Annotated in this window: 17 protein-coding genes and 1 pseudogene; 10 read left to right on the plus strand and 8 right to left on the minus strand. The window is 59.3% G+C overall.

Going from position 1 to position 22,050, the window contains the following annotated elements; all coding sequences use genetic code 11:
• Nucleotides 1-44: 44 nt before the first annotated feature.
• The 3 genes from NH195_RS07640 to NH195_RS07650 are packed head-to-tail and all read left to right on the plus strand — an operon-like array spanning nt 45 to nt 3,381.
• On the plus strand, nt 45-1,562 hold the full coding sequence (locus tag NH195_RS07640; protein ID WP_274377272.1) for a recombinase family protein: 1,518 nt from the start codon (nt 45-47) through the stop codon (nt 1,560-1,562).
• 29 nt (nt 1,563-1,591) lie between these two features.
• Complete coding sequence (locus NH195_RS07645; RefSeq protein ID WP_238379718.1) at nt 1,592-2,461, plus strand: plasmid partitioning protein RepB C-terminal domain-containing protein; 870 nt, start codon at nt 1,592-1,594, stop codon at nt 2,459-2,461.
• Nucleotides 2,458-3,381, plus strand: coding sequence for a plasmid partitioning protein RepB C-terminal domain-containing protein (locus NH195_RS07650; protein WP_066705204.1), 924 nt, complete (start codon nt 2,458-2,460; stop codon nt 3,379-3,381). Before NH195_RS07645 ends, NH195_RS07650 begins: the two co-directional genes overlap by 4 nt.
• A gap of 136 nt (nt 3,382-3,517) precedes the next feature.
• On the opposite strand, the gene NH195_RS21115 is transcribed toward NH195_RS07650, so the two are convergent.
• Complete coding sequence (locus tag NH195_RS21115) at nt 3,518-3,730, minus strand: hypothetical protein (RefSeq protein WP_155846101.1); 213 nt, start codon at nt 3,728-3,730, stop codon at nt 3,518-3,520.
• Here NH195_RS21115 and NH195_RS07655 point away from each other — a divergent pair.
• Entirely contained in the window at nt 3,730-4,122 is a 393-nt protein-coding gene (locus NH195_RS07655) for a PDDEXK family nuclease (protein WP_066705212.1), read from the plus strand. The genes NH195_RS21115 and NH195_RS07655 overlap by 1 nt on opposite strands.
• 580 nt (nt 4,123-4,702) lie before the next feature.
• On the opposite strand, the gene NH195_RS07660 is transcribed toward NH195_RS07655, so the two are convergent.
• The 6 genes from NH195_RS07660 to NH195_RS07685 form a co-directional block, all read right to left on the minus strand.
• Complete coding sequence (locus NH195_RS07660; RefSeq protein WP_274377273.1) at nt 4,703-5,254, minus strand: TniB family NTP-binding protein; 552 nt, start codon at nt 5,252-5,254, stop codon at nt 4,703-4,705.
• A gap of 469 nt (nt 5,255-5,723) precedes the next feature.
• Nucleotides 5,724-7,577 carry a TniQ family protein gene (locus tag NH195_RS07665; protein WP_066705216.1) on the minus strand — a complete coding sequence of 618 codons (1,854 nt, stop codon included), beginning with the start codon at nt 7,575-7,577 and terminating at the stop codon, nt 5,724-5,726.
• Nucleotides 7,578-7,579: 2 nt separating this feature from the next.
• Nucleotides 7,580-8,578, minus strand: coding sequence for a TniB family NTP-binding protein (locus NH195_RS07670; protein ID WP_066705218.1), 999 nt, complete (start codon nt 8,576-8,578; stop codon nt 7,580-7,582).
• 32 nt (nt 8,579-8,610) lie between these two features.
• Nucleotides 8,611-10,812 (minus strand): DDE-type integrase/transposase/recombinase, encoded by a 2,202-nt coding sequence (locus NH195_RS07675; protein ID WP_066705220.1) that lies wholly within the window; start codon nt 10,810-10,812, stop codon nt 8,611-8,613.
• Nucleotides 10,813-10,920: 108 nt separating this feature from the next.
• Nucleotides 10,921-11,721, minus strand: a complete 801-nt coding sequence (locus NH195_RS07680; protein ID WP_066705222.1) for a hypothetical protein — start codon at nt 11,719-11,721, stop codon at nt 10,921-10,923.
• 396 nt (nt 11,722-12,117) lie between these two features.
• A complete protein-coding gene (locus NH195_RS07685; protein ID WP_066705224.1) occupies nt 12,118-12,432 on the minus strand; it encodes a hypothetical protein in 315 nt (104 codons plus the stop codon).
• 774 nt (nt 12,433-13,206) lie between these two features.
• Here NH195_RS07685 and NH195_RS07695 point away from each other — a divergent pair.
• The 4 genes from NH195_RS07695 to NH195_RS07710 all read left to right on the plus strand — a co-directional run bounded on the left by NH195_RS07695 (nt 13,207) and on the right by NH195_RS07710 (nt 18,545).
• Nucleotides 13,207-14,988 carry a bifunctional helix-turn-helix transcriptional regulator/alpha/beta hydrolase gene (locus NH195_RS07695; RefSeq protein WP_066705226.1) on the plus strand — a complete coding sequence of 594 codons (1,782 nt, stop codon included), beginning with the start codon at nt 13,207-13,209 and terminating at the stop codon, nt 14,986-14,988.
• Nucleotides 14,989-15,137: 149 nt separating this feature from the next.
• Nucleotides 15,138-17,165, plus strand: coding sequence for a vWA domain-containing protein (locus tag NH195_RS07700; protein ID WP_066705227.1), 2,028 nt, complete (start codon nt 15,138-15,140; stop codon nt 17,163-17,165).
• A 19-nt stretch (nt 17,166-17,184) separates the two neighbouring features.
• Nucleotides 17,185-18,018: a hypothetical protein gene (locus tag NH195_RS07705; protein ID WP_238379719.1), complete on the plus strand. Its 834-nt coding sequence runs from the start codon at nt 17,185-17,187 to the stop codon at nt 18,016-18,018.
• A gap of 11 nt (nt 18,019-18,029) precedes the next feature.
• Nucleotides 18,030-18,545 carry a hypothetical protein gene (locus NH195_RS07710; protein WP_066705228.1) on the plus strand — a complete coding sequence of 172 codons (516 nt, stop codon included), beginning with the start codon at nt 18,030-18,032 and terminating at the stop codon, nt 18,543-18,545.
• Between the two features lie 278 nt (nt 18,546-18,823).
• Here the strand turns inward: NH195_RS07710 and NH195_RS07715 are convergent, their stop codons facing one another.
• A complete protein-coding gene (locus NH195_RS07715; RefSeq protein ID WP_081423826.1) occupies nt 18,824-19,717 on the minus strand; it encodes an IS481 family transposase in 894 nt (297 codons plus the stop codon).
• An 882-nt stretch (nt 19,718-20,599) separates the two neighbouring features.
• On the opposite strand from NH195_RS07715, the pseudogene NH195_RS21870 reads away from it, so the two are divergent.
• Nucleotides 20,600-20,737 (plus strand): annotated as a pseudogene (locus NH195_RS21870) (BapA prefix-like domain-containing protein); the annotation flags it as partial.
• A 153-nt stretch (nt 20,738-20,890) separates the two neighbouring features.
• Nucleotides 20,891-22,050, plus strand: a 1,160-nt coding sequence (locus NH195_RS21120; protein WP_238379721.1) for a hypothetical protein, incomplete at its 3' end; no start/stop codon positions are given.

The following is a 22,050-nucleotide window of genomic DNA, read 5'->3' on the forward strand; positions in this document are numbered from 1 at the left end:
TGAAACCGACGAAATGTTCTGACCATGACAAGACGGCCAAGCCCATGCTGCGCGCGGCCGAATATGTGCGCATGTCCACCGACCACCAACGATACTCGACCGAGAACCAGACCGAGGCGATCAAGGACTATGCCGCGCGCCGCGGCATGGAAATCGTGCGGACCTATGCCGATGAGGGCAAGAGCGGCTTGCGCATCGAGGGCCGCGACGCGCTCAAGGCGCTGATCGAGACCGTGACCTCCGGCCAGGCCGATTTCGAGGCGATCCTGGTCTATGACGTCAGTCGCTGGGGGCGGTTCCAGGACGCCGACGAGAGCGCCTATTACGAATATGTCTGTCGCCGTTCCGGGATCGACGTGCATTACTGTGTCGAGCCGTTCGAGAATGACGGCGGCCCCGTCGCGACCATCGTCAAGAGCGTCAAACGCGCCATGGCCGGCGAATACAGCCGGGAGCTGTCAAACAAGGTCTTTGCGGGCCAGTGCCGCCTGATCGAGAAAGGGTTTCGACAAGGCGGCCCCGCTGGATTTGGCCTGCGCCGCCTTCTGATCGACCAGAATGGCGTGCCGAAAGGGGTGCTTGCCCGGGGCGAGCACAAGAGTCTGCAAACCGATCGCGTCATCCTCGTTCCCGGCCCCGAGGACGAGGTCGCCATCGTGCGCGGCATCTACCGCGACTTTGTCGAAAAGGACCGAACTGAGGCGCAGATCGCCGAAGGACTGAACGCACAAGGCATCCTGACCGACCTCGGCCGGGCCTGGACGCGCGGCACGGTTCATCAAGTGCTGATCAACGAAAAATACATCGGGACGAATGTCTGGAACCGGGTGTCGTTCAAGCTCAAGAAAACCCGTGTGCGCAACGATCCGGCAACCTGGCTGCGCGCGCCGAACAGTTTTCCGGCACTTGTCTCCCCTGACCAGTTCGAAGCGGCCACCCGGGCCATTGCGGCCCGTTCCATGGGCTTGTCCGACGGCGCGATGCTCGATGCGCTGGGGCGCCTTTTATCTCGACACGGTGTCCTGTCCGGCCTGATCATCAACGAGGCTGAGGACCTGCCGTCGAGCAGCGCCTACGTCAATCGGTTCGGAAGCCTGCTGCGTGCTTACAGTCTGGTCGGCTATCACCCCCGTCGGGACTACCGCTATATCGAGATCAACAGGCGCTTGCGCGACATGCACCCAGAGATCATCGGCGAGGTCATGGACGGCATTCGCAAGGCCGGTGGACGCGTCGCCACGGCCGGTTCGGGATGTCTTTGCCTCAACGGGGAACTGTCCCTGTCGCTCGTGATCGCCCGTTGCACCCAGACACCGGCGGGCTCGTTGCGCTGGCGAATTCGGTTCGACACCGGCCTTGTGCCCGATATCTCGGTCGTGATCCGGATGGATCTGCGCAACAGGCGCCCGCTCGACTACTTCCTGTTTCCCCTCATCGACATCGGCATGGGCCAGATCCGCCTCGGGGAAGACAACGGCCTTGCGCTGGACGCTTTCCGATCAGAAACGCTTGCGCCGCTTTTCACATTGGCGGCGCGACAGAGACTAGGGGAGGTCGCCTGATGAACGGGCCCCGGCCACAGAGCTTGCAGATGATCCCGGTCGCACAAATCGAGGTCATGAACCCGCGTGCGCGAAACCGGCGTATTCATCAGGAGATCGTCGACAATATCGACGCCATCGGGCTCAAGCGCCCGGTGACCGTGCGACACGACCCACACGCCCCGGATCGGTACGATCTCGTTTGCGGAGAAGGGCGGCTCGAGGCCTTCAAGATGCTGGGCCAGACGGCCATTCCCGCAGTGGTCATCGAGGCGAGCGAAACCGACTGCCTGGTCATGAGCCTGGTCGAGAACATCGCCCGGCGCCACCACCGGCCGATCGACCTCATGCAAGAGATCGGCAGCCTCCGGCAACGCGGATATTCCGAAAGCGCGATCGCGGACAAGATCGGCTGCGCGCCCAGTTGGGTCCATCTGATCTCATCCTTGCTGGAGAAGGGCGAGGAACGACTGGTCTCCGCCGTTGAAACCGGAGTCATTCCGGTCACACTGGCTGCCGAAATTGCCCGGGCCGAGGGGGACGAAGTGCAAGACCTGCTGATGGATGCCTACGAAGCCGGGCACCTCAAGGGCAAGAAGCTCACCCAGATCCGCCGTATTCTCGACCAACGCGCGGCACAACGAAAAGCCTTGAAAACCAATCCCCTCGGACGCGGCGAAAAAGAGCGCAAGCGAAAGCTCACCCAAGCCGACCTGATGAATCTTTACCAACGGGAAGCCGACCGACAGCGTATCCTCGTCCGTAAATCCGACGTGACGCAGGCACGTCTTCTCTTCGTTGTCGAGGCGATGCGCGACCTTCTGTCCGGCGCCGAGTTCACGGACCTGTTGCAGAAAGAAGGGCTGAGCGACATGCCGAAGGCCCTCGCCGAGAGGTTGCAATCGGGACCGGCCTCATGAGCGGGAACAAACCCGATTTTCAAACCGTGAAGCTCGGCTTCGAGACCGAGCCGATCATGCTGCGCCTCGACCAGATCCTTTCACTCAAGACGCTTCGCCCCGGCACGAAGGACAGCAGCAAATACAAGCAGATCCTTGGCTCCGTAAAAGCCGTGGGTCTGGTCGAGGCGCCCGTGGTAGCGCGACACCCGGATGCCGCAGGTGTCTTTTTCCTGCTCGACGGCTCTCTGCGTCTCGAGGCTCTGAAAGATCTCGGGGTGCAGACCGTCGAATGCCTGATCAGCACCGACGATGAAACCTACACCTACAACAAGCGCATCAATCGCATTCCACCGATCCAGGAGCACAAAATGATCACGCGGGCGATCGCCCGCGGCGTGCCCGAAGCCGCCATTGCCGAGGCGCTCGGGCTGGACATCAAGTCGATCCTCCGGCGTTCTCGTCTCCTCAAAGGGATTTGCCTGGAAGCCGCCGATCTTCTGCACTCCGCCTCCTGTCCGATGGCGAGCTTCGATGTCCTGCGCAAGATGGTGCCGCTGCGCCAGATCGAGGCAGCAGAGCTGATGATCGGGCAGAACAATTTCACGGTCGGATTTGCCAAGGCGCTTCTCGCCGCGACCCCCGACCCTCAGCTCATTCATCCCAGGCGGCGCCCCGGCCGCTCCGACGGTCAGGGCATATCGCGCGATGACATGACCCGGATGGAGCGCGAACTCGCAAGCCTGCAGGCACAGGTCAGATCATTCGAGGAAAGCTTCGGTATCGACACCCTTCACCTCACTGTCGCACGAGGATACTTGCGCAAGATCCTGGGCAATCCGCGTATCGCCAGTTGGCTTGAACAAAATCGCGGGGAATACCTTGGAGAGTTTCGAACGATTGTCGAGGCTGAACAGGCCAGCCAGCCTCAGGCAAGATGATCCATTCGGAACCCCGGCCCCGAAACAAGCATGCGGACCACGGGAGCCCCCCACTGTGGGGTGGATCGAGCGGCAGGGAGCCCCCTCCATTTATGGGTGGCCCTTCCCACTCGGCGGACCACGTTCAGGAGGCCAATCACAGCCCCCAAATGACCTCCGCCGCAATCTCGAATGAGCGGATGCCAGCGGCCTGATCGTGGATCATCCCCGTCACCATCAACTCATCGGGCGGATACTTATCAATGAGAGCCGACATCTGGGCCGCAAGCGTCGAGGGCCCGCCCACGGCGGCACAGCTCAGCATCCGGTCGACCTTCACCCGCACCGGACGACAAAGTATTCCTCGCATTGATCCGGGATATTCTGATCCGGCTTGCGAAGACCATCTCTGAGGCTTCAAAAGCGATCATCGGCTGGTTTAGCTCTGCGCGCCTGGAAGAAAAATCTGAATGGGATTTCAAACAGAAGCATGACTTATACACCAATCTCGAAAAAGAAGATTTGCGGACGCTACAGGGTGAAAAGGTCAAAAGTTATGAAGAACTCCTCATAGCAAATTGGCTCTACGAAAATGGCGTCGAATATGAATACGAGCCAGACTATGAATTCGACACGTCAGATCCCACAAAGAGGAACTATTGTCCGGATTTTCGCCTGACGGAGAGCGGCGTTTATATCGAGCATTTCGGCGTCCGAAAGCAGATGCATATTGTTAGTAAGTTGCCGCTTGTTTCGCTATAGCGTTGCCGCTCAACACAATTAGCATTGCCCACCGGGGCATGACGAGCGATGAGCCAGCCCCGGCCCACTCTCCTCAAAAAGGGCCGTAGGGTCGGGGCTGGCGGCGGTTAAGTTCAAGTGCTTCCGATTTTTCCTTCTCTCTGAACGATAGTCTGCGCAAATTCTTTCTTCGTAATGATCGTGCCATTTTTCCGGCATTTCACTTACCGATCAGGCGTTTACGCTGAAATGAACACTGCATCAGGTACGTCCTCCCCGATCAATCGTTTTGCTCTCTCTGTGTTTCTGTCCTTTATGGCGGCCTTCCGAACTCGTTGGAATACAGGTGCATAGTGCTTCCAAAGAGTTCCCGCTTTGGGTTCGTTTGATACCCTCGCGTCTGAAAATACGGCCAATTGAGAGACACTCCACAAAATCGGCCATTGATTTCATTGAACTTTCTAAGCGGCCCTGCAGGCAAAAGCGCCAGTCGGGTGAGTATAAACTGCCAAAAATAGTTCGCAAGTTCCAACAAAAAAGCCGCCCATTCGGGCGGCTTCATCACACTATCAACAGTTTCTTGGGGCCGGGACCTACGAATCTACGAACTCAAGAACCTCCTGCCGGACGTAGATCGCACGAAGTACGACCTCCCGCGGCGCAATGGGTGCACCTCCAGAGTCGAGGCGCCGTCGTAGAGCGCGCACTCAATGGCTTCGATGATACAAACGACACTGCGCCCGAACCGATACCGGCTGCCATGGATAAGCCGGTTGATGGTATCGTCATCAATCGCAACATCCAGCCCGGCCTTCGCGGCATACGCCCCGACCAAGCCCTTGATCCGAGCGTTGTCCACGCCAAAGGCCAGAGGAGCTGGCCGGATTTTGGTGAACCGGCGATTTACCTGCGGGTCAATGCCCGTGATCGACCCAAGCCGTTCAGTTCCACTCAGCACAAGAACGACAGGGTGCTCGCCCTGCATCAGCCCTTTCAGCATCTTGAACATGTTTTCTGTCTCGGCGCCCGAGGCGGATTTGAACATGTCATGCGCTTCGTCGATCCAGAGCAGCGTTGCCCCAATGACCTTCAGGCGATGACGCACCATATTCGGGGCATTGGATGTCCTCTCTGAGCCGGCGCGCCATTCGATTGGCGGCCAACATTTGGCAGCGCAGGGCTGCCAGGGGTTTCAGTAAGAGGATCCGGATTCTTGAGAACGTTATGAGAACATGTCGTTTGCTAGGTCAACGGCACCAGGGCACTCCGCGAGCCCACGCCAAAGTCAGTCGGCGCAAACCGACACGACGACCTTAAGTAGTTGAAATAAAAAGAAACCACCGACAACCCGGGTTGTCGGTGGTCATTTGATCTGTGTCGGAATGGTCAAAAAACGCTAATAATGACCGTTTTATGCCGGGTCTCACAAGCGTTGAAAATACGGCCAATTGAGAGACACTCCACAAAATCGGCCATTGATTTCATTGAACTTTCTAAGCGGCTCTGCAGGCAAATGCGCCAGTCGGGTGGGTATAAAACTGCCAAAAATAGTTCGCAACTTCCAACAAAAAAGCCGCCCAACTGGGCGGCTTCGTCTCATTATCAACAGCTTTCTAGGGGAACTACGAATCTACAAGTTCGAAAACCTCTTGCCGATCGTAGATCGCACGAAGCACTGCTCTGCGGGAGGCAATGGTCGAGATCCCTTTCGTGGTGAGCTTTTTACTGGCGCTCCTCGAGTCAATCCCCATCATCTCAGAATACTCTTTCAAGGTGATGTACCGCTTCGAAAACTCGGTCACCTCTTCGGCTGAAATCATTCGCTGCTTGGCACTGCCGGAGTTGTCAAAGAAATGCTCTGAAAAGAACGGCTTCCCATCTGCACCACCAAGCCCGGACAGTGCATAGATGCTTTCAGGCGGAAGCCCCAGCTTGCCAGAAGCCTGGTCGACAGTCATGAAGCCAGTCGGCGGATTGTAGGACATCGCTCGACGAACATCTTCCGGGTGGACGTACAGGCTCTTGAACTTATTGCGCGGATCGAAAGTCTCCACCCGCGTCAGGAGGCCGTCAAGGATAGTGGCGACAATATCCAGCGCCGGCCGGTGCAAGACTTCTGCGGCTCCGGAAATATCCAAGAAACCTTCTGACGGCATTGCAACTTCAACTGCACTTCCCATAATTCTGGTGAGGAAAGCATCGGCATCTTCCCGTGCCACGTTCGTCAAGACACCACTGCACGCCTCACCGACGGGAACCAATCTCGGAATCGTACCAGAACGCGTCAACTGCTCCGCCTGCCCACGAGTGCAGTTCAGATATACTTCCAGACCCTTTGTGGAGATCGATGCTTGCATCTTCTCAACCACAGCCTGACCTGCCTTTGCGTCGAAAACCTGGTGAAGGGGCCAGTTCCCCTCTGCATCCGCGACAAGTCCTTCGGCGACCAAGGCCCGGCGTACAGTTTTCAAATGGAACTCGCTCTTTGCCGCCAAAGTCCGCGTCGTGTGAACCCTCTGACGATCCACCGGCGCCCCCAGCAATTCTGCCCCCTCCTCGACAGGGAAATGATCCAGGACAAACTCACGAAGAAGATCGCGAACAGGCCCAGGATCCCTGTTGTGCTGCTGCCGCTGCAGCCAGGTATAGAAATGCCCAAAGACTTTTTGCGCTCCCCCCGGCTGTTCCCGCTCCACGTACCGGTCGAATAGCACATGGAACGCCTCATTCATGCCAATGACACCCGCAGACGCATAACGATAGCCCTTGTCCGCCGCGAGGTTACGCTGTGAAGGGGCAAGTTTTTCCGGCACGGCGCGCGGCAGATCGATCAAGAGCATGCCAAGCAACTCGCAGGTTCTGACAGCACGATCCAAAGGCTGAGCATCAAGCCAATCCGGGCCTTTCACCCCAGCGATCCGTTTCAACACATAGCTTTGCAGAGCCGAAGCCTTGCACTCCTTCGCAGACGACACCAACTGATGAAGCTCCGCCTCGTTCTCGAAAAACTCGGGCAAGTTTTTGAAGCGGTCGGAGTAAGTCCGAATGGAGCGGTGCTCCAAAAGAAGACCATGTCGACTACAGGTCTGGATCGAATGGATTTGCCATCCAATACGCCCAACAGGCACTCCAAGAGAGGGACTGTCGGGGGCGAGATCTTCGAGCAGGCAGGCCGGACAAAACCGACGCGCTTTGGCATCCAAAAACTCCGTATGAACAACATGGCCGCCGATACGACGCATCGCTTTCTCATGAAGCAGAAACGTCATGCGCTCGAGCTGCACGGTTTGCAGCCCCGTCAAACGGGACACCCGTTCAATCGTTTCGGACGAAGTCGCCAAGAGCTCTTGCCGGGGCAGCTCGATCATGTCCAGAAACTTAGGCAAGGGCACATTCCCATGAAACCGCGCCACACGGTTCAGGTAAGAGGTCATGCTTTCCCCGGGGAGAGCTTCGAGCTTGGGCAACAAATGCATGATCAGGCCACCTTCTTCCGGTTGACCTTCTTGTGGACTGTGGGGCTCTGACTGACTTCCTCGCCTTCATCCTCCAGTTCGATGGCCATCCAGTCAGCCACGGCGAAGACGTTGGCCTCGATCGTGCATCCCTCACGAACGCCCCAGGCGTCCTCGAAATGATGCACCTCCAAAGTCGAGGCGCCGTCGTAGAGCGCGCACTCAATGGCTTCGATGATACAGACGACACTGCGCCCGAACCGATACCGGCTGCCATGGATAAGCCGGTTGATGGTATCGTCATCAATCGCAACATCCAGCCCGGCCTTCGCGGCATACGCCCCGACCAAGCCCTTGATCCGAGCGTTGTCCACGCCAAAGGCCAGAGGAGCTGGCCGGATTTTGGTGAACCGGCGATTTACCTGCGGGTCAATGCCCGTGATCGACCCAAGCCGTTCAGTTCCACTCAGCACAAGAACGACAGGGTGCTCGCCCTGCATCAGCCCTTTCAGCATCTTGAACATGTTTTCTGTCTCGGCGCCCGAGGCGGATTTGAACATGTCATGCGCTTCGTCGATCCAGAGCAGCGTTGCCCCAATGACCTTCAGGCGATGACGCACCATATCCCACACGTCGTAGACACGCGCCCGATCGCTGACCTTGTCGACACCCATCTTCTTCAGGATGTCGACGCCGAGACTGCGCAAGGTCGCAGGCACCGCCACCTTCAAGTGGACATAGCGCGGCGCGCCAGTCTGGGGATTGTGGGCCAAAGGGGCAAAGTTCTTCAGGACTTCAACGATAGCCGTGGTCTTCCCTCCCCCGGATCCCTCGATAAAGGCGATCCCCTCGGTTTCCGTCCCACCGGTGCAGCGGACAGGAAGATGTGTGAGTTCTCCGTCCTCATCACGGATGAACTTGCGGCTCAGCTGCTTCTCGAAGGCCTTGTCACGATCGGTCTCGATATGGGCACTCCGCAGGGATTTCATCTTGGCGGCGATTTCTTTGTTCGAAAGAGTCATGGTTTTTCTCCTGTTTTCCGGTGCTTTGGGGATCAATCACGCATCTTCCAGGTATCGGCAGACGCTTCCTGCGCAGCGGAATCTCCGGCCGTATCCTTCACGGAGCTGGGCTTGGTCTGCACCACCGGCGTCACGGTCCGGCCCAGGCCATCCGAAGACGAAACCTGTTTCTCGCGGGGAGAAACAACGTCAAAGCTTGCCATGGCTTCCTGCTCGACAGCCTTGAAACGTTTCTCATCCCAACCATGGTCAATGATGCGGCGGGCGGCTTTGCGCTCGGCGTTCAGGGCTTCGATATCGGCAATGGTCTGGGCGATCACATCCTCTTCCCACTCCACCCGCTGCTGATCGCGGGAGCGGAGTGCGCGGCGCGTGGCCACCCAGGTCGAGGCATCGACCCCTTGGAAGGCGTCACTGGCTGCAGGAACAGCGTACCAGGTACCATCAAGCTCGACCTCAACGGTCCCGATATCCTCCTCGAACCACCGCACATTCACCGGATGCTTGCCACGCTTCAGATACTTGGCCGCCAAGTCGCCGGTCTGGTAGCGGACGTTCAGGATGCGGATGCCGTCATTTTGCAGCTCACGCTGCAGGGGCAATCCGAATGCGAGACGTTTGCGCCGCTTGGTCGGGGCAGACATCAAGGGATAGTTGCCATCCTCGAGATCCTTTTCCCACTGCTCAAGCGGCGTCCGCAGCCCCAGGGACTCCTGCGGCGTATTGTGATAAACATCGACAACCCAGCGCACGAGGGCATAGATCAGGTCTTCCAAGGCATGGCAGGCAAGTTTCTCGGAAGGGTGAGTACCGCGCTCAACCACGCTGCCAAAGGTACGGCCCGACAGACGGGGCAGCAACGTCGTCGCCAGCGTGCCGAACACCCGTTCGATCTTGCCCCGCATCGAAGGCTGGCCGGCAATGGTCTGGACTTTCGCAATGCCGAGATCCGCGCAGGCATTGGTGAACAGCAGAGACTTGAACGCCCCACCGTTGTCGACATAGAGCGTTTCCGGAGTTCCGAACATCGACCAAGGCGACAGCGCACCCATTTTGTCGGCGAACTGCCCCTTATCACTGACAACCATACGCAGACATTTGAGGGCGCTGCTGGTCTTGGGGTTCGGCGTCAGTGCCAAGCCCACCAGACAGTTGGTCCGACAATCGATCGCCCCGACCATCCACCAGCGCTTCAAGGTTCCGTCCAAGCCCATTGCCACCCGTTCTTCCGGCGTGAACATCAGGAGCAGCTTGCTCTTGGTCAGGATCGTCAGAAGATCAATATACCATTCGTCCATCTCGACGCGCTCGAACGGACGGAGAACCTCAACCCCCTTGTTGACCGGACGCATTTTTTTCATGGCCTCCTGGTGGCCATGCCGTGCGACCATCACGTGAAATTTGTCGAGGCATTTGATGAAATTACTCACCGCGTCGCGTCCCGGGGTGCGAAGCTTAACCTCCCCCTCCTCAGCGCGGCGTGCATTCTCCTCCTTGAAGGCGAGCTTCACATCGGCCAGCACAGTTGCCTTGCTCTTGCGCTGACGGGACATGTACTCCTTGTTCACAACCTCGGCGAGCAGGGCCATTTCTTCGATCGTGAAGTAGCTGTTGGTGTTGCCGCGCTTGTCCTGATTGTCGATCAGGGCCTTCTTCCCGCCCCGTTTGTAGGCAGCCGCCCATTTCCGCAGAGTGCTGGCGGCGACTTTGTCAGGGAGCACGACAGAGCTTTTGGAGCGGGGTTTCGGCCCTTCGCCACGTTCGTACTTGGCCACCTTCAGGCTGTGCTCAGGACTAGGAAGCGTTTCTTTCAGATAGGCCTCAGCGCCATCGCGGATTTGCGACATTGCATGATTGATCTCGTCATCATCGACCTTGAAGACTTTCCGTTCCTTCAGCTCGAAGTAGGATTTGACCATGGCTTCACGCTGATTGGCACGCTTGCGCTTCGTAAAACTGAGGCCGGCCATGAACACGTCATCAACCGTGTTCGCCTGAGCGGGGCGCAGATGTTCCGGCAGTTGCGCATAGGGGCGCACTTCGATCTCCCCGCTGGCGTTCAGCCGGTTGAGCGTGCCGTGGTCATAGGTCGCCTTCTTGTGCGGATCATCAATGGCATAGAAGGTGGCCGTACCATTCGTCTGGTAGGCGTACCCCCAGCTCTCGCCATGCATGCAGTACACATGATCTTTGTCGAGGCTGAAGGTGAGGAAGGATTTTTCGTGCTTGGACATGGGAAGTCTCCTGTTTAGGCAAGGTTGGCGCCCGTTATCGGGCAAGGGGATGCCGTTCCCGCGCGCGGCATTGAGCGCAGCTGGCGAATTTGAGTGTTTCAGCTAGGCTTAGACGACCGTCAGAGCCGGTTGCGGTTCCGCGACGAGCACAGGGCGATCCGGCAGATGCTGGATCAACTTCTCATCCCGGGCATTGACGATCACGGCGTCCGGCGAGATCCGTTCTTTCGCCTGAAGTCGCGCTTCACCTGTCCGAAGCAGACGGATCAGCGCCCGATACCCCCGTGCGCCCAGACCGATGGCCGAAGTAAGCTCGCGCAAGCTCAAGCCTCCGCCGGCCGGCAAACTGCTGAGAGCGTGCTGAGCGGCATCGTCGGCGTCGATGTCCACGGCACGCACTGCAGCCATGACCTTCGCGTTGTACAGGTCGACCGGATCCACATCGACTTCGGTGAGGATACGCACTTCATCCACGAAACCCGTCTCGTAGGCCCACCAGGTGACGGCCTGCATGTGTTCCTCGAAGCTTTCCTTCTTCGACGAATAGAGGCGGACTTCCGGTTTGACTGCGAAGGCAATGCGTTCCCCGGACACGAGAGTAACAATCACGTCGAAGATGTGCTTCTTCAGTTTCTTCCGATCCCATCCAAAGTGAAAGATCACCTGCTCCTGCATGCTGGCGACATTCCGGACGGAGTTCAGGATGTAGAAACTGTTGATTTCCAGATGGCTCTCGTGCTGCATCCGAACACCCGCCCCATCGCCGAGCACCGAGTGTGCCGTGCAGTGTGCGGAAGATGCGGCGGGAACATCGCGGACCGCTTGGGAGGGTGTCGGCAAGACGATGCCGGTAAGTTCATCAGGGAGTGCGCCAAGATGATGATGCACATCGCGAAAATGGTAGGACATGGTCTTTTCTTTCCAAATCAGTTGCCACTTCCCGATCAGCCGGAAAGCGTGTGACCTTCTGGGTCTGCCCTTCAAAGCCAGCCTGTATGCCCCTTTTTGGGTTTCAGCTTGGTCGGCGTTGGGCAGACTTTTCCCGTGGCGACAAATGCGTCGCGGAAGAGAAGGTCGTCATGTTCTGGAAGTATCCGAGTCCTTGAAACCGACCCGATTGGGTGATAGGTTTCTGGGTGAAAGCGGTAGACTTCGGTCTTCCAAGAGAGGGCGGTCTGTTGGCGCAGATCGCTTTTTCGTTTCTTGCTACATCGTCAGTGCCTCCTGTGTTGCGGCGATGAATATTTGGTAGCCACCGATTTTGGCTGACAAAAGACTTTTTCTTTTTCTGGCAATTGGTTAGCGTTAGGCATCACCCATCAGATTGCGAAAAAGCAACCTGTGAGCGTTTTCGATGTTTCGCTGACACATCACCTTGTGCGAACCAGCGCTCCCTGGCATGCGTTTCCCAAGGTCTTGCGATTTCAATTGACCGGTTCGCAAAGTGACATGAGCCGAAAATGCATCTTCACACGAGAAATTATCCAGAATCACCATGGCGTTAACCCGGCTGATCGCGTCCTCTTTCAGAGAATCACTCCACAAATTTTGAGGGGTGGTTCCATACGAAAGGAGTGCAAAATCTCGGGCAGGCAATTTTGGGGTGAGTTCGACAGTCATCGATACGCTCTTCATTCTCAAGTCTCGGAGCCAACCGCCTAGGTGCGATTGGCTGGGTTCACGTCATATGAACCGTATGAGCCGAAGCGAGATATGAATGCTGTTTTGTGTCATGCCCCAAACATAAAAACCCCATCCACTCCTCGACAAGATTTCTTAAGAGTGGAAAGCACAGGGCGCCGGCGGTGCGTGGCCTTAAAGCCACAACTTTGAAAAGATCGCACCGGCATGCTTGTGGCCTCTTGTCGAGATCGGGCATGGGTTTCCCTATCAGGACAGATTTGCCAATCCGTGGGTGATAGGGAGTTTTCTCCGGCGCACGGTGGGGAGCTGATCGCATGCCAGAAGCAGCCGAAACTTTCGAAAATTTATTTCGCGGCGAAGCTTGAAAAGGCAAAGGGTGCTTCCCAGAAGTGATCTGGATTCTGCCCCTGTGATCAGCAAAAGCTTCCCTCCCACCAAAAACTCTGACGACGGACATGATATCTGATTGAGATTCTACTGAACGGATCGGCACCCCAAAAATTATGAAAGGCCTTGCGCGTTTATGAATTCCAGCACGGCAGCCGTATACGCATTCGGCGCGCCAAGATCCGTATTGATTTCCCTGTGCCCGAGAGCCACCGGAAGAACTGTCGCCTCTCCGCCCTGTCCCTCCACAAAAACTCACCGACCGAACACACAGAACAATCTACGCAGCGCTACCAGGCTTGTGTTGACGGCGCTATCTGAGAGAAACTGAATAAAAGCTCCTAATCTTATTCAGTTTCCACCATGCCACACCCACTCAGTTCCAAGTCGCTTGCTGACCAGAGGTTCCTGTTTTCCGCCGGGTCGTGGCAGGATGACGATAAGGAGGATCGGACGGATCCGATCGACATGGAGATCGTGGCGAGCACCTATCGCTCCATCGTCGATGAGACTGCCTTCGAAGAGATGATCGCCAACTGGAGCGAGAAGCTCGACCGGCAGACCGACGTCCAGCTGGGCATGTCCCGGCAATTGCTGTCGCAGCTCTTGCTGGCGCGCAAGACACTCGAGACGCTTGAAATCCCGGCCGAGAACGATCCGCTGAAGCGCGCGGTCTCGGACATCCCGGGACCTGCCATCGTGCTCTCGCCCGACGGGCGCATTGCCACGACCAACGTCGAGGGAGAGCGGGCATTCTCGACCCATCAGGGGGCATTCTTCGACGAAACCGTCCTGGGCGTCGAGGCATTGCGAGATTTCGCGGCCTTGCGCCGGACGGCCATTGGCCAAGGTAACGCCGCGCAGGCGATCCTGACGATCTATCCGCATGACTCAGATGGCTATTCGGCCCCCTTCCTGGCCGAGGGCTATACTCTGCGCCTGCCCGGCCAGACCGGCGACTATATGGTCATCCGGTCTCTCGAAGTGGCATGGAGTCCCTCGGTCACGCAACGCCTGCAACAGGCCTTCGGTCTCAGCAAGGCCGAGGCCGAGGTCGCCCGCCTGTTCTTCCAGCTGCGCGACATCGGCAGCATCGCGCAGCAGCGCGGTGTCTCGGTCCTGACCGTCCGCACCCAGATCAAGGCCATTCAGGCCAAGACTGCGGCCCCCTCGAACATCGACCTGATGCGGTTGCTCTCCATGGTTGCTAGCCGCGACATTCTGGGACGACGCGGCGAAAGCCCGGTCTGGCATGATCCGTTGGAGCGCGAGCGGCAGATCGTCCTGCCCGATGGACGCCGGATCGCCTGGACATGGATGGGGGCGGAGGACGGCACCCCAGCCGTGCTGCTCCGAGGCCTGACGATCGGCTACCTTCTTCCGGCGCAGGCGCAGGACCGTTTGAAGGCCGCGGGCATCAAGCTCTATGCCCTGTCGCGACCGGGTTACGGCAATTCCACCCTGCATCAGGACCTCGATGCGCAGGCGGACAACCTTGCCGCCCTCGGCGCTTTCCTCGACCATGAAATCGGCGGGCCTTGCGTCGGGATCGGAATGTCTGAGGGGATCACCCCGCTTTTGGCCGCGCAAGGGCTGAACCCCTCGCGGTTCAGCGCCCTCATGGCCATCGGTTTCACCGGCACCCTGAACCGGCACGCCGTGCCTCGCCTGCCGACCATGCAGCGCACGATGCTGAGGCTCGCGGGCAGCGCGCCCTGGCTGGCCGAACTGATCGCCAAGCTCGGGCATCGCATGATGCAGCAGCATGGTGTCGACTGGTACCTCGAGCGGGCCTACAAGGATTGCCCCATCGACATGCGGTGCTGCCGAGATCCCAACCTCGCCCCCCTGCTGCGCGATGCCGCCGGGCACATGCTGACACAGGGTCACGTAGCCTTCGTGCGAGACCTGCAGCTCTACCAGACGACCTTCGAGCAGGGTCTCGCAGATCTGGACATCGACCTGCACTGTCTGATCCCGACCGAGGACGGCATCTATCACCCGGGGGATTACGACACGCTCACGGCCCTGAACCCGCGTATCAAGGTCGAACCCGTACCGGATGCGGCGGCGTTCCTGATCTACCAGCAGCCGGATCTGGTCATCGACCGGATCATCGACCTGGTCTCGCGGCACCGCAACTAGGACCGCGTCAAGGCCGCGCCGCCAACCATACACCATCTGGAGTATGACGCTATCCGACCCGCCCCATAAGGTCGCCCCGTTCGGAGATTGCCCCGCTCACGGGGTCTTCCGCACATGCAGTGGATCGAGCGACGGGGACCGGAGACACGATGAGGAAGACATGGGCAGGGGCCGCCATTCTGGCGACACTGGTGCAAGGCGCGGCCGCGCAGGATGACAGGACGGTGATCGTGATGGACGGCTCTGGCTCCATGTGGGGCCAGATCGAGGGTCGCCCGAAGCTCGAGATCGCGAAAGAGGCCCTAGCCGAGGTGTTGCAGGATGTCCCCCCGGAGCGCGCGCTTGGCCTGCTGGCCTATGGCCATCGCCGCAAGGGCGACTGCGGCGATATCGAACTGCTGGTCCCGCCTGCGCCCGGCACGGTGTCCGAAGTGCTGGGATCGGCCAACACCATGCGCTTCCTCGGCAAGACGCCCCTGACCGAAGCCGTCCGCCAGGCCGCGCTCGGCCTGCGGTCCACCGAAGAGGCCGCGACGGTCATCCTGATCACCGACGGGATCGAGACCTGCGAAGGGGACCCCTGCGCCCTGGCGCGTGAGCTGGAAGCCGGTGGCGTCGACTTCACCGCCCATGTCGTGGGCTTCGGCCTGAGCCGGGAAGAGGGCGCCGCGCTCTCCTGTCTCGCGACAGAAACCGGCGGCCGCTATATCGAAGCCGGTGACGCGGCAGGCCTGCGCAGCGCATTGAACCAGACGATGACCAGCGCGCCAGAGACGACTGTCACAAGCGATCTGCCACCGGCCCCCCTGGCCACGCTCGACGCGCCCGAAACCGCCGGACGCGCCACGCCGGTTGACATCACCTGGACCGGTCCGGCGCAGGCCGGGGACTATATTGACATCGCGCCTTTCGACGGCGCCGGCACCCATTCCTTCACCTCCGTGCCCGTCACCGCAGGCGAGGACAAGGTCACGCTGACGCTGCCCGCCGACTTGGGCACCTATGTGCTGCGCTACGTCCAGCCGCTCACGGCAGAGGAACGCGCCAGCATCGGTCAGGGCCGGACCGAGCGCACGCTCGCCCTGCGCGACATTGCGGTGGTGGATATCGACAAGTTCCTCGACGCCCCGGATGTCGCGGGTCAGGGCGCCACGATCAGTGTCGCATGGGGCGGCCCCGCAGGTGCCGGGGATTTCATCGGCATCTATCACGCCGGGGCCTCGGGGGTAGACCCGTGGCTCGAGGCCTATGGGGTCGATAGCGGCAGCCCGGTCGCCATTCACATGCCCCTTGATCCCGGGCCGTATGAATTGCGCTACATCGTCGAGGGATCCGACGGCGACGCCATCCTCGTGACCGAACCCGTCACGATCAGCGCCGCCCAGATCACCTTCAACGCGCCCGACACGATCCAGCCCGGCGCGCCCTTCCCCCTCGGCTGGTCCGGCCCCGGCGGCCCGGAGGACTGGATCGACCTTGTCGATACCGGCACCGACGGCGTCTATGCCTCGGACGGATATTCCGAGTACAGCTATGCCTACACCAAGGAAAGCATGGACAGCCGCGAGGCCACGCTGACCGCCCCCGAGACCCCCGGCAGCTACGAAATCCGCTATATCGGCACCTATCCGTCAAACGGGCGGGCCTCGACCTCCGAACGTCTTGTGCTGTTCCGGCAGGCAATCACCGTCGCCGCGGACGGGCCCGACTGGGCGCTGCCCGTCGACGAAGGCGACGACGAAAGCGCCGCCGCCATGGACGACGTAGCGCAGGATGACGTGACCACCGCCTCTGAGTCGCCGGATCAAGCGCCCGCCGATGAGCCCGCCGCACAGGCCGACGCAGCGATGCCCGCCCCGCAAGACGACGTCGCCTACTTCTGCGAGGAGGCCGAAGGCTGTATCATCGAGGATGCCGAGACCGGCGTCGGCTTCTTCATCCGCTACGGCTGGGCCACCGATCTGCCTTACCGCGAAGGTCCCGAAGCGCCGGTGCGGATCAACTTCTTCGACACCCGAACCAATGCGCAGGTGGCGCTGAATGCGCCTGCGGACATGACGGACGGCCAGCTCTGCCTGCCGAGCGCCGTGGGGACGCTCTGCAATCTCACGCCGGACGACCCCTCGGCCATGATCGGCATGACCACGCTGATCCAGACCCTGAAAACCCTCGAATGACATGCGCCCAGGACGCAAGATGATGACCATGACAATCAAGACCCTGTCCCGTGGGGCCTGTGCCGCCCTGTTCCTCTGGGCGCCTGCCGCCCGTGCCGAAACGCCGGCGCCAGTTCTCTACTGCTCGCTGGAGGATGGCTGTGCCCGTGGCGAGGCGCAGATCTCGGAGGCAGACGCCGGCGTGCTGTTCGGGCAGAAGGTCACCCCGGGCCAGGTCTCGATCGTCTACGTGAAGGGGCAGAAAGCGGCTTCGCTGTCAAAGCTCTCGCCCAAAAAGGTGAACGAGATGTTCGGCGGCCAGGAGCCGATGCCACGGCTCGTTTTTCTGCCGAATGACGCGGGCGATGTGACCAAACCGATTTCCGTCTTCGCCCCCGGCACCGACGGCCAGGAGATGGTGATCTCTCTCTTCCCGGACGACGACGAGGGCATCGTGCCCCGGGACGGCCTCTGGCGTGTCGCGTCGCGCGACCAGACATTCTCGAACTGCCCAGCACAGATGGAGTCGGTGTTCCGCAGTTCTGGCCAGATGGACGCACAGAACGAGACGCGTCGTTTCGACTGGGGCGGAAAGTTCGATCCGGAGGCCTTCGACTTCATGAACGGCGAAGGACAGCGCATCACCTGGCACCAGACCGGCCCCAACAGCCATGAAGGTGAATTGTTCGACATCGCAAGCGGCCCCGCCAAGGTGGCGGCCAATGTCGGGACGGAAATTCTGACGCCGACCCGGATCGACGCCCATGTCGACCTTTTCATCGGAGCGTTGGCGGGAGCCGAGGCGCTCGCCGCCATGGGGCTGTCGGACTGCAAGGTCTTCATGACCTTCGATATCGAACACACGGCAGATTGAGAGGTAGCACAATGAAACGGATTGCATCTGCGGGGATTTTCGCCTCTGCCCTCCTGTCGGCCCCTGCGGCTTCGGCCCAGGATACGCTGACATCCTGGGATCAATACCTCAGCTTTCTCGGCCAATCCTGCGTTCTCGACACGCTCGGCCTTCAGAGCAAGATGATGGCGGGCATGATGGCCCGCCACGGTGCAGGGATGACCGAGCGCGACGACCGCGACGGCATGGATTTCTACGACCATCCGAACGGCACTACGCTTGAGCTATCCGCGACCAACGAGGAGGTCCGGTGCCGGGTGGTGATCCCTCCGACCGCGCTTGCGCCGGCGGGGTTCGAGAGCCTGCATGCAGGACTTGCCGAAGAGATCGGCTACAAGGTATCGCCTGACAGCCTCGACACCGTGACAGACGACGGAAGTACGGAGTGGGTCTACGATGGCACCAAGGACAACCGCATGACCGTGCGTTTCTCTCTGCTCGACGACGGCGGAGCTTCGATCGAAGCGCAGTCATCTCTCAAGAGGTGATGACAATGCAACCCTCGGAAACAGGCTGATCGTTTTCGAGAAGAAGAACTCGCGCCCAAGGCTGAGCTTGATGATGTCCTGAAGCGTCCGCGCATCGCCGAGGACTCGCCCCAGGCAGAGGTTCCTACAACTGGCGGGCCCCTCGGTGTGCTATGACACTCAAGACCGCAAGCTTGTCAGGCTTCCCTCAAGTGGGCAAGTCGAGACGCCAGAATCCCGGCCGCCCTGCGCTCACTCGTGTAAGGTGTGGCTACCCGTGGGACATCTCTTCGTTTTGACTATAGCTTTTCCCTGAGGGCTTCGTAAGGCGTCTTTCCACCGTGGGCACCATGGGGTCTGTGGAAGTTGTAAAAGCGCTCCCATTCGTCCAATTTGGCGATGAGATCGACGTCGCCTTTATAGGTGAGAAGCTGGTAGAACTCCTGACCATCCGACCTGTGAGAACGTTCGACTTTTCCGTTCAACTGGGGTGTGCCGCGTTTGATGTAGGCATGGCGGATACCCAGATCCTCGACGTGCCAGTGGAATTTTGCTTGGAACTCATGGCCGTTGTCGGTGCGGATTTCCCGAATACGGAAGGGGAACTTCTCTATGACATGATCAACGAAGTCTATTGCATTGGCCTGAGTGTGTTTCTCGTAGACCTTTAGCGCCCGAACCCGAGTGGCATCATCTATAGCCGTGTATTGGAACCGGCGCACTTTCTCGCCCTGCTTTCCTTTGAAAGTCAGAAACTTAACGTCCATCTGGATATGATGCCCAGGCACTTGCTTTTGGTAGCGCTTGGTGTGGACCTTACGCATGCGAGTTCCTCGAGGAAGACGGTTCAGCCCATGACGGCGCAGAATGCGTGAAACCGTCGCGTCAGACATCTTAATGTTATGGTAACGCTCCAAGTACCAAACGATCCGCATTGGCCCCAGATGATATTTGCGGCGTAGATAGAGAACCTTTTCCTCGCGCTCAGGCGACGTCCTGTTGGCGTGCCATTTGGGGATCGGTGGCGCATTGATCAGGCCAGCTTCGCCGTGTTCAGCGTAGGCTTGGCGCCATCGGTAAAAGCTGGACCGGCCGATCCCAAAATAGCGGCAGGCTTTAGCGACGTGGCCGATCTCCTCCGCGTATCGGAGTATCCTCAATTTACGTTGGATTTCGCGTTGATCTTTGGTCATGGACATCTTCCTTTTCCTAAATCTGGGAGGTTAAAGGAAATGTCCCGCGAGTAACGGCATATCTACACGCACGCAGACCGGGATTGTCGGGCGGTGATCATATCTGATCACCTCCCATTCAGAAAGGCCCACGCGCCAGAACTACGGCTATTTTAGTTGTTTTTAGCAGGGTGGTCGAGTGATGCGTGGTGGCCTGTTTTAGGTTAGTGCCACCGGAACATTACGGCGTTCACCGGGCGGCGAAGTACTGCCGACCAGCCGTGATGACTGGCGAGTTATCGCCGACAACTGGGTCTATCGTGGCCATCTAGTCCCAAGACTATCTATCGCACTCCACGATTGTGCCGTGTGCTGCGATAACCATGTGAAAAGGCAGAACAAGTAGTAGTACCAATGCTTAGGCAAGCAGACCGGTCTCAACCAGTGAAGATTTTCCCAGCCTTAGCAACTCCGGCAATCTTCAGAGTAAATCCGACCTCACAAGGGCTACGAAGGTCCCCACGTCAGCCAGAGTGAAAAATCTCGCCTTGGCTGACTTTTCTCAGAACATTATCGCCTCGTCTCTGGCAGCCTGCTTCCTGGCTACGGGGCAATCAAGGGCAGCCTCGCCCGTCACTCTCAGAGTGATCCACCAAATCCACATGAACAGCCCGCCAGAGCTTCGAGCTTGATTGCAACGAGCCCAAGCGTCCAATACATACTTAAGTATTATTTCTGATTTCGAGTAATGCTTAAGTTGGTCACGAATTAACAAAAGTATATGCGCATGGTGCGCAGTTGTGTTACTGGACCATTAAACGGCCAGCTTCGAGTAAGAATGTTGCACGAACGTTCTCCTGGAGCTGGTCACAGCAATTTGAGGCCATCAAAAAGGAAGCAATCATGCCAATCACCCGTCTAGTTGCGGACGCTCCGAAAGATATCCAAATATCGGTGAGCAAAGAAGACATTCAAAACTATTCGAAGGCGGGCAACGACCTGACCATTAAATTGCGTAATGGTGATGAAATCCTTGTCGAGGACTTCTTCGTCAAAGGTGCTGACGGTGAAGTAAGTCGCCTGTTGTTCCAAGATGGCTCTTTTACCGGGCTTGACGGGAACGTAGCTACGCTTGCCTCTGCCGGGCTTGGTCAAGGGATGGTAGCAAACGAAGCTATTTTTGCAGCGGCAGGTGTGGCTGGAGCTGTCGGGCTTGCTGCAGCGTCGTCAGGAAGTGACGGCGCAAATGGTGACACCGGCGCAACGGGTGATACGGGCGCAACCGGCGACACCGGCGCAACGGGTGACACCGGCGACACCGGCGACACCGGCGCAACGGGTGACACCGGCGCAACCGGCGACACCGGCGCAACGGGTGACACCGGCGCAACCGGCGATACCGGCGCAACGGGCGACACCGGCGCAACGGGTGACACCGGCGCAACGGGTGACACCGGCGCAACGGGTGACACCGGCGCAACCGGCGACACCGGCGCAACGGGTGACACCGGCGCAACCGGCGACACCGGCGCAACGGGTGACACCGGCGCAACGGGCGACACCGGCGCAACGGGCGACACCGGCGCAACCGGCGACACCGGCGCAACGGGCGACACCGGCGCAACGGGCGATACCGGTGCAACGGGTGATACCGGCGCAACCGGCGACACCGGCGATGCGGCGCTCGATACAGTCGGTAACCTTCTGAATGAAGTCGTCGACCTGCTTGAGGACGTCGTGGGCGTCGTCGGAGGTCTCGTCGGCCTCGACACCAATGGTCTGCTTGATCCCGTGACCGATCTTGTCGATGGAGTGCTCGAGGGCACCGATGGACTTCTCGATCCGCTTCTCGCTGACGGGGGCTTGCTGGGTGACCTGACCGGAAACGAAGGCGCACTTGGCGCAATCACCGGCTCTGAAGGGCTTCTCGGTGATTTGGTCGGAGATGAGGGTGTGCTGGGTGATATCACCGGCTCCGATGGACTCGTTGGAGATTTGCTCGGTGTAGGACTGCTCGGCGATGGTGCCGGAGATATACTTGAAGGCGGAGTTAACGGCCTTCTCGATCCGGTGACCGGCCTTGTGGACGGCCTGCTCGGCGGGGACACGACGGGTGGTCTTCTCGATCCGGTGACTGGCCTCGTGGATGATCTGCTCGGCGGCGACACCACGGGTGGTCTGCTCGATCCGGTGACCGGCCTCGTGGATGATCTGCTCGGCGGCGACACCACGGGTGGTCTGCTCGATCCGGTGACCGGCCTCGTGGATGATCTGCTCGGCGGCGACACCACGGGGGGTCTGCTCGATCCGGTGACCGGCCTCGTGGATGATCTGCTCGGCGGCGACACCACGGG

This window comes from Celeribacter ethanolicus (genome assembly GCF_001550095.1).
Lineage (GTDB): Bacteria > Pseudomonadota > Alphaproteobacteria > Rhodobacterales > Rhodobacteraceae > Celeribacter > Celeribacter ethanolicus.

Bases quoted from the DNA above. Each gene is read 5' to 3' on its own strand.
- NH195_RS07640 (WP_274377272.1), top strand. From the start codon at position 45: ATGCTGCGCGCGGCCGAATATGTGCGCATGTCCACCGACCACCAACGA.
- NH195_RS07645 (WP_238379718.1), top strand. From the start codon at position 1,592: ATGATCCCGGTCGCACAAATCGAGGTCATGAACCCGCGTGCGCGAAAC.
- NH195_RS07650 (WP_066705204.1), top strand. From the start codon at position 2,458: ATGAGCGGGAACAAACCCGATTTTCAAACCGTGAAGCTCGGCTTCGAG.
- NH195_RS21115 (WP_155846101.1), bottom strand. From the start codon at position 3,730: ATGCGAGGAATACTTTGTCGTCCGGTGCGGGTGAAGGTCGACCGGATG.
- NH195_RS07665 (WP_066705216.1), bottom strand. From the start codon at position 7,577: ATGCATTTGTTGCCCAAGCTCGAAGCTCTCCCCGGGGAAAGCATGACC.
- NH195_RS07670 (WP_066705218.1), bottom strand. From the start codon at position 8,578: ATGACTCTTTCGAACAAAGAAATCGCCGCCAAGATGAAATCCCTGCGG.
- NH195_RS07675 (WP_066705220.1), bottom strand. From the start codon at position 10,812: ATGTCCAAGCACGAAAAATCCTTCCTCACCTTCAGCCTCGACAAAGAT.
- NH195_RS07680 (WP_066705222.1), bottom strand. From the start codon at position 11,721: ATGTCCTACCATTTTCGCGATGTGCATCATCATCTTGGCGCACTCCCT.
- NH195_RS07685 (WP_066705224.1), bottom strand. From the start codon at position 12,432: ATGACTGTCGAACTCACCCCAAAATTGCCTGCCCGAGATTTTGCACTC.
- NH195_RS07695 (WP_066705226.1), top strand. From the start codon at position 13,207: ATGCCACACCCACTCAGTTCCAAGTCGCTTGCTGACCAGAGGTTCCTG.
- NH195_RS07700 (WP_066705227.1), top strand. From the start codon at position 15,138: ATGAGGAAGACATGGGCAGGGGCCGCCATTCTGGCGACACTGGTGCAA.
- NH195_RS07705 (WP_238379719.1), top strand. From the start codon at position 17,185: ATGATGACCATGACAATCAAGACCCTGTCCCGTGGGGCCTGTGCCGCC.
- NH195_RS07710 (WP_066705228.1), top strand. From the start codon at position 18,030: ATGAAACGGATTGCATCTGCGGGGATTTTCGCCTCTGCCCTCCTGTCG.
- NH195_RS07715 (WP_081423826.1), bottom strand. From the start codon at position 19,717: ATGACCAAAGATCAACGCGAAATCCAACGTAAATTGAGGATACTCCGA.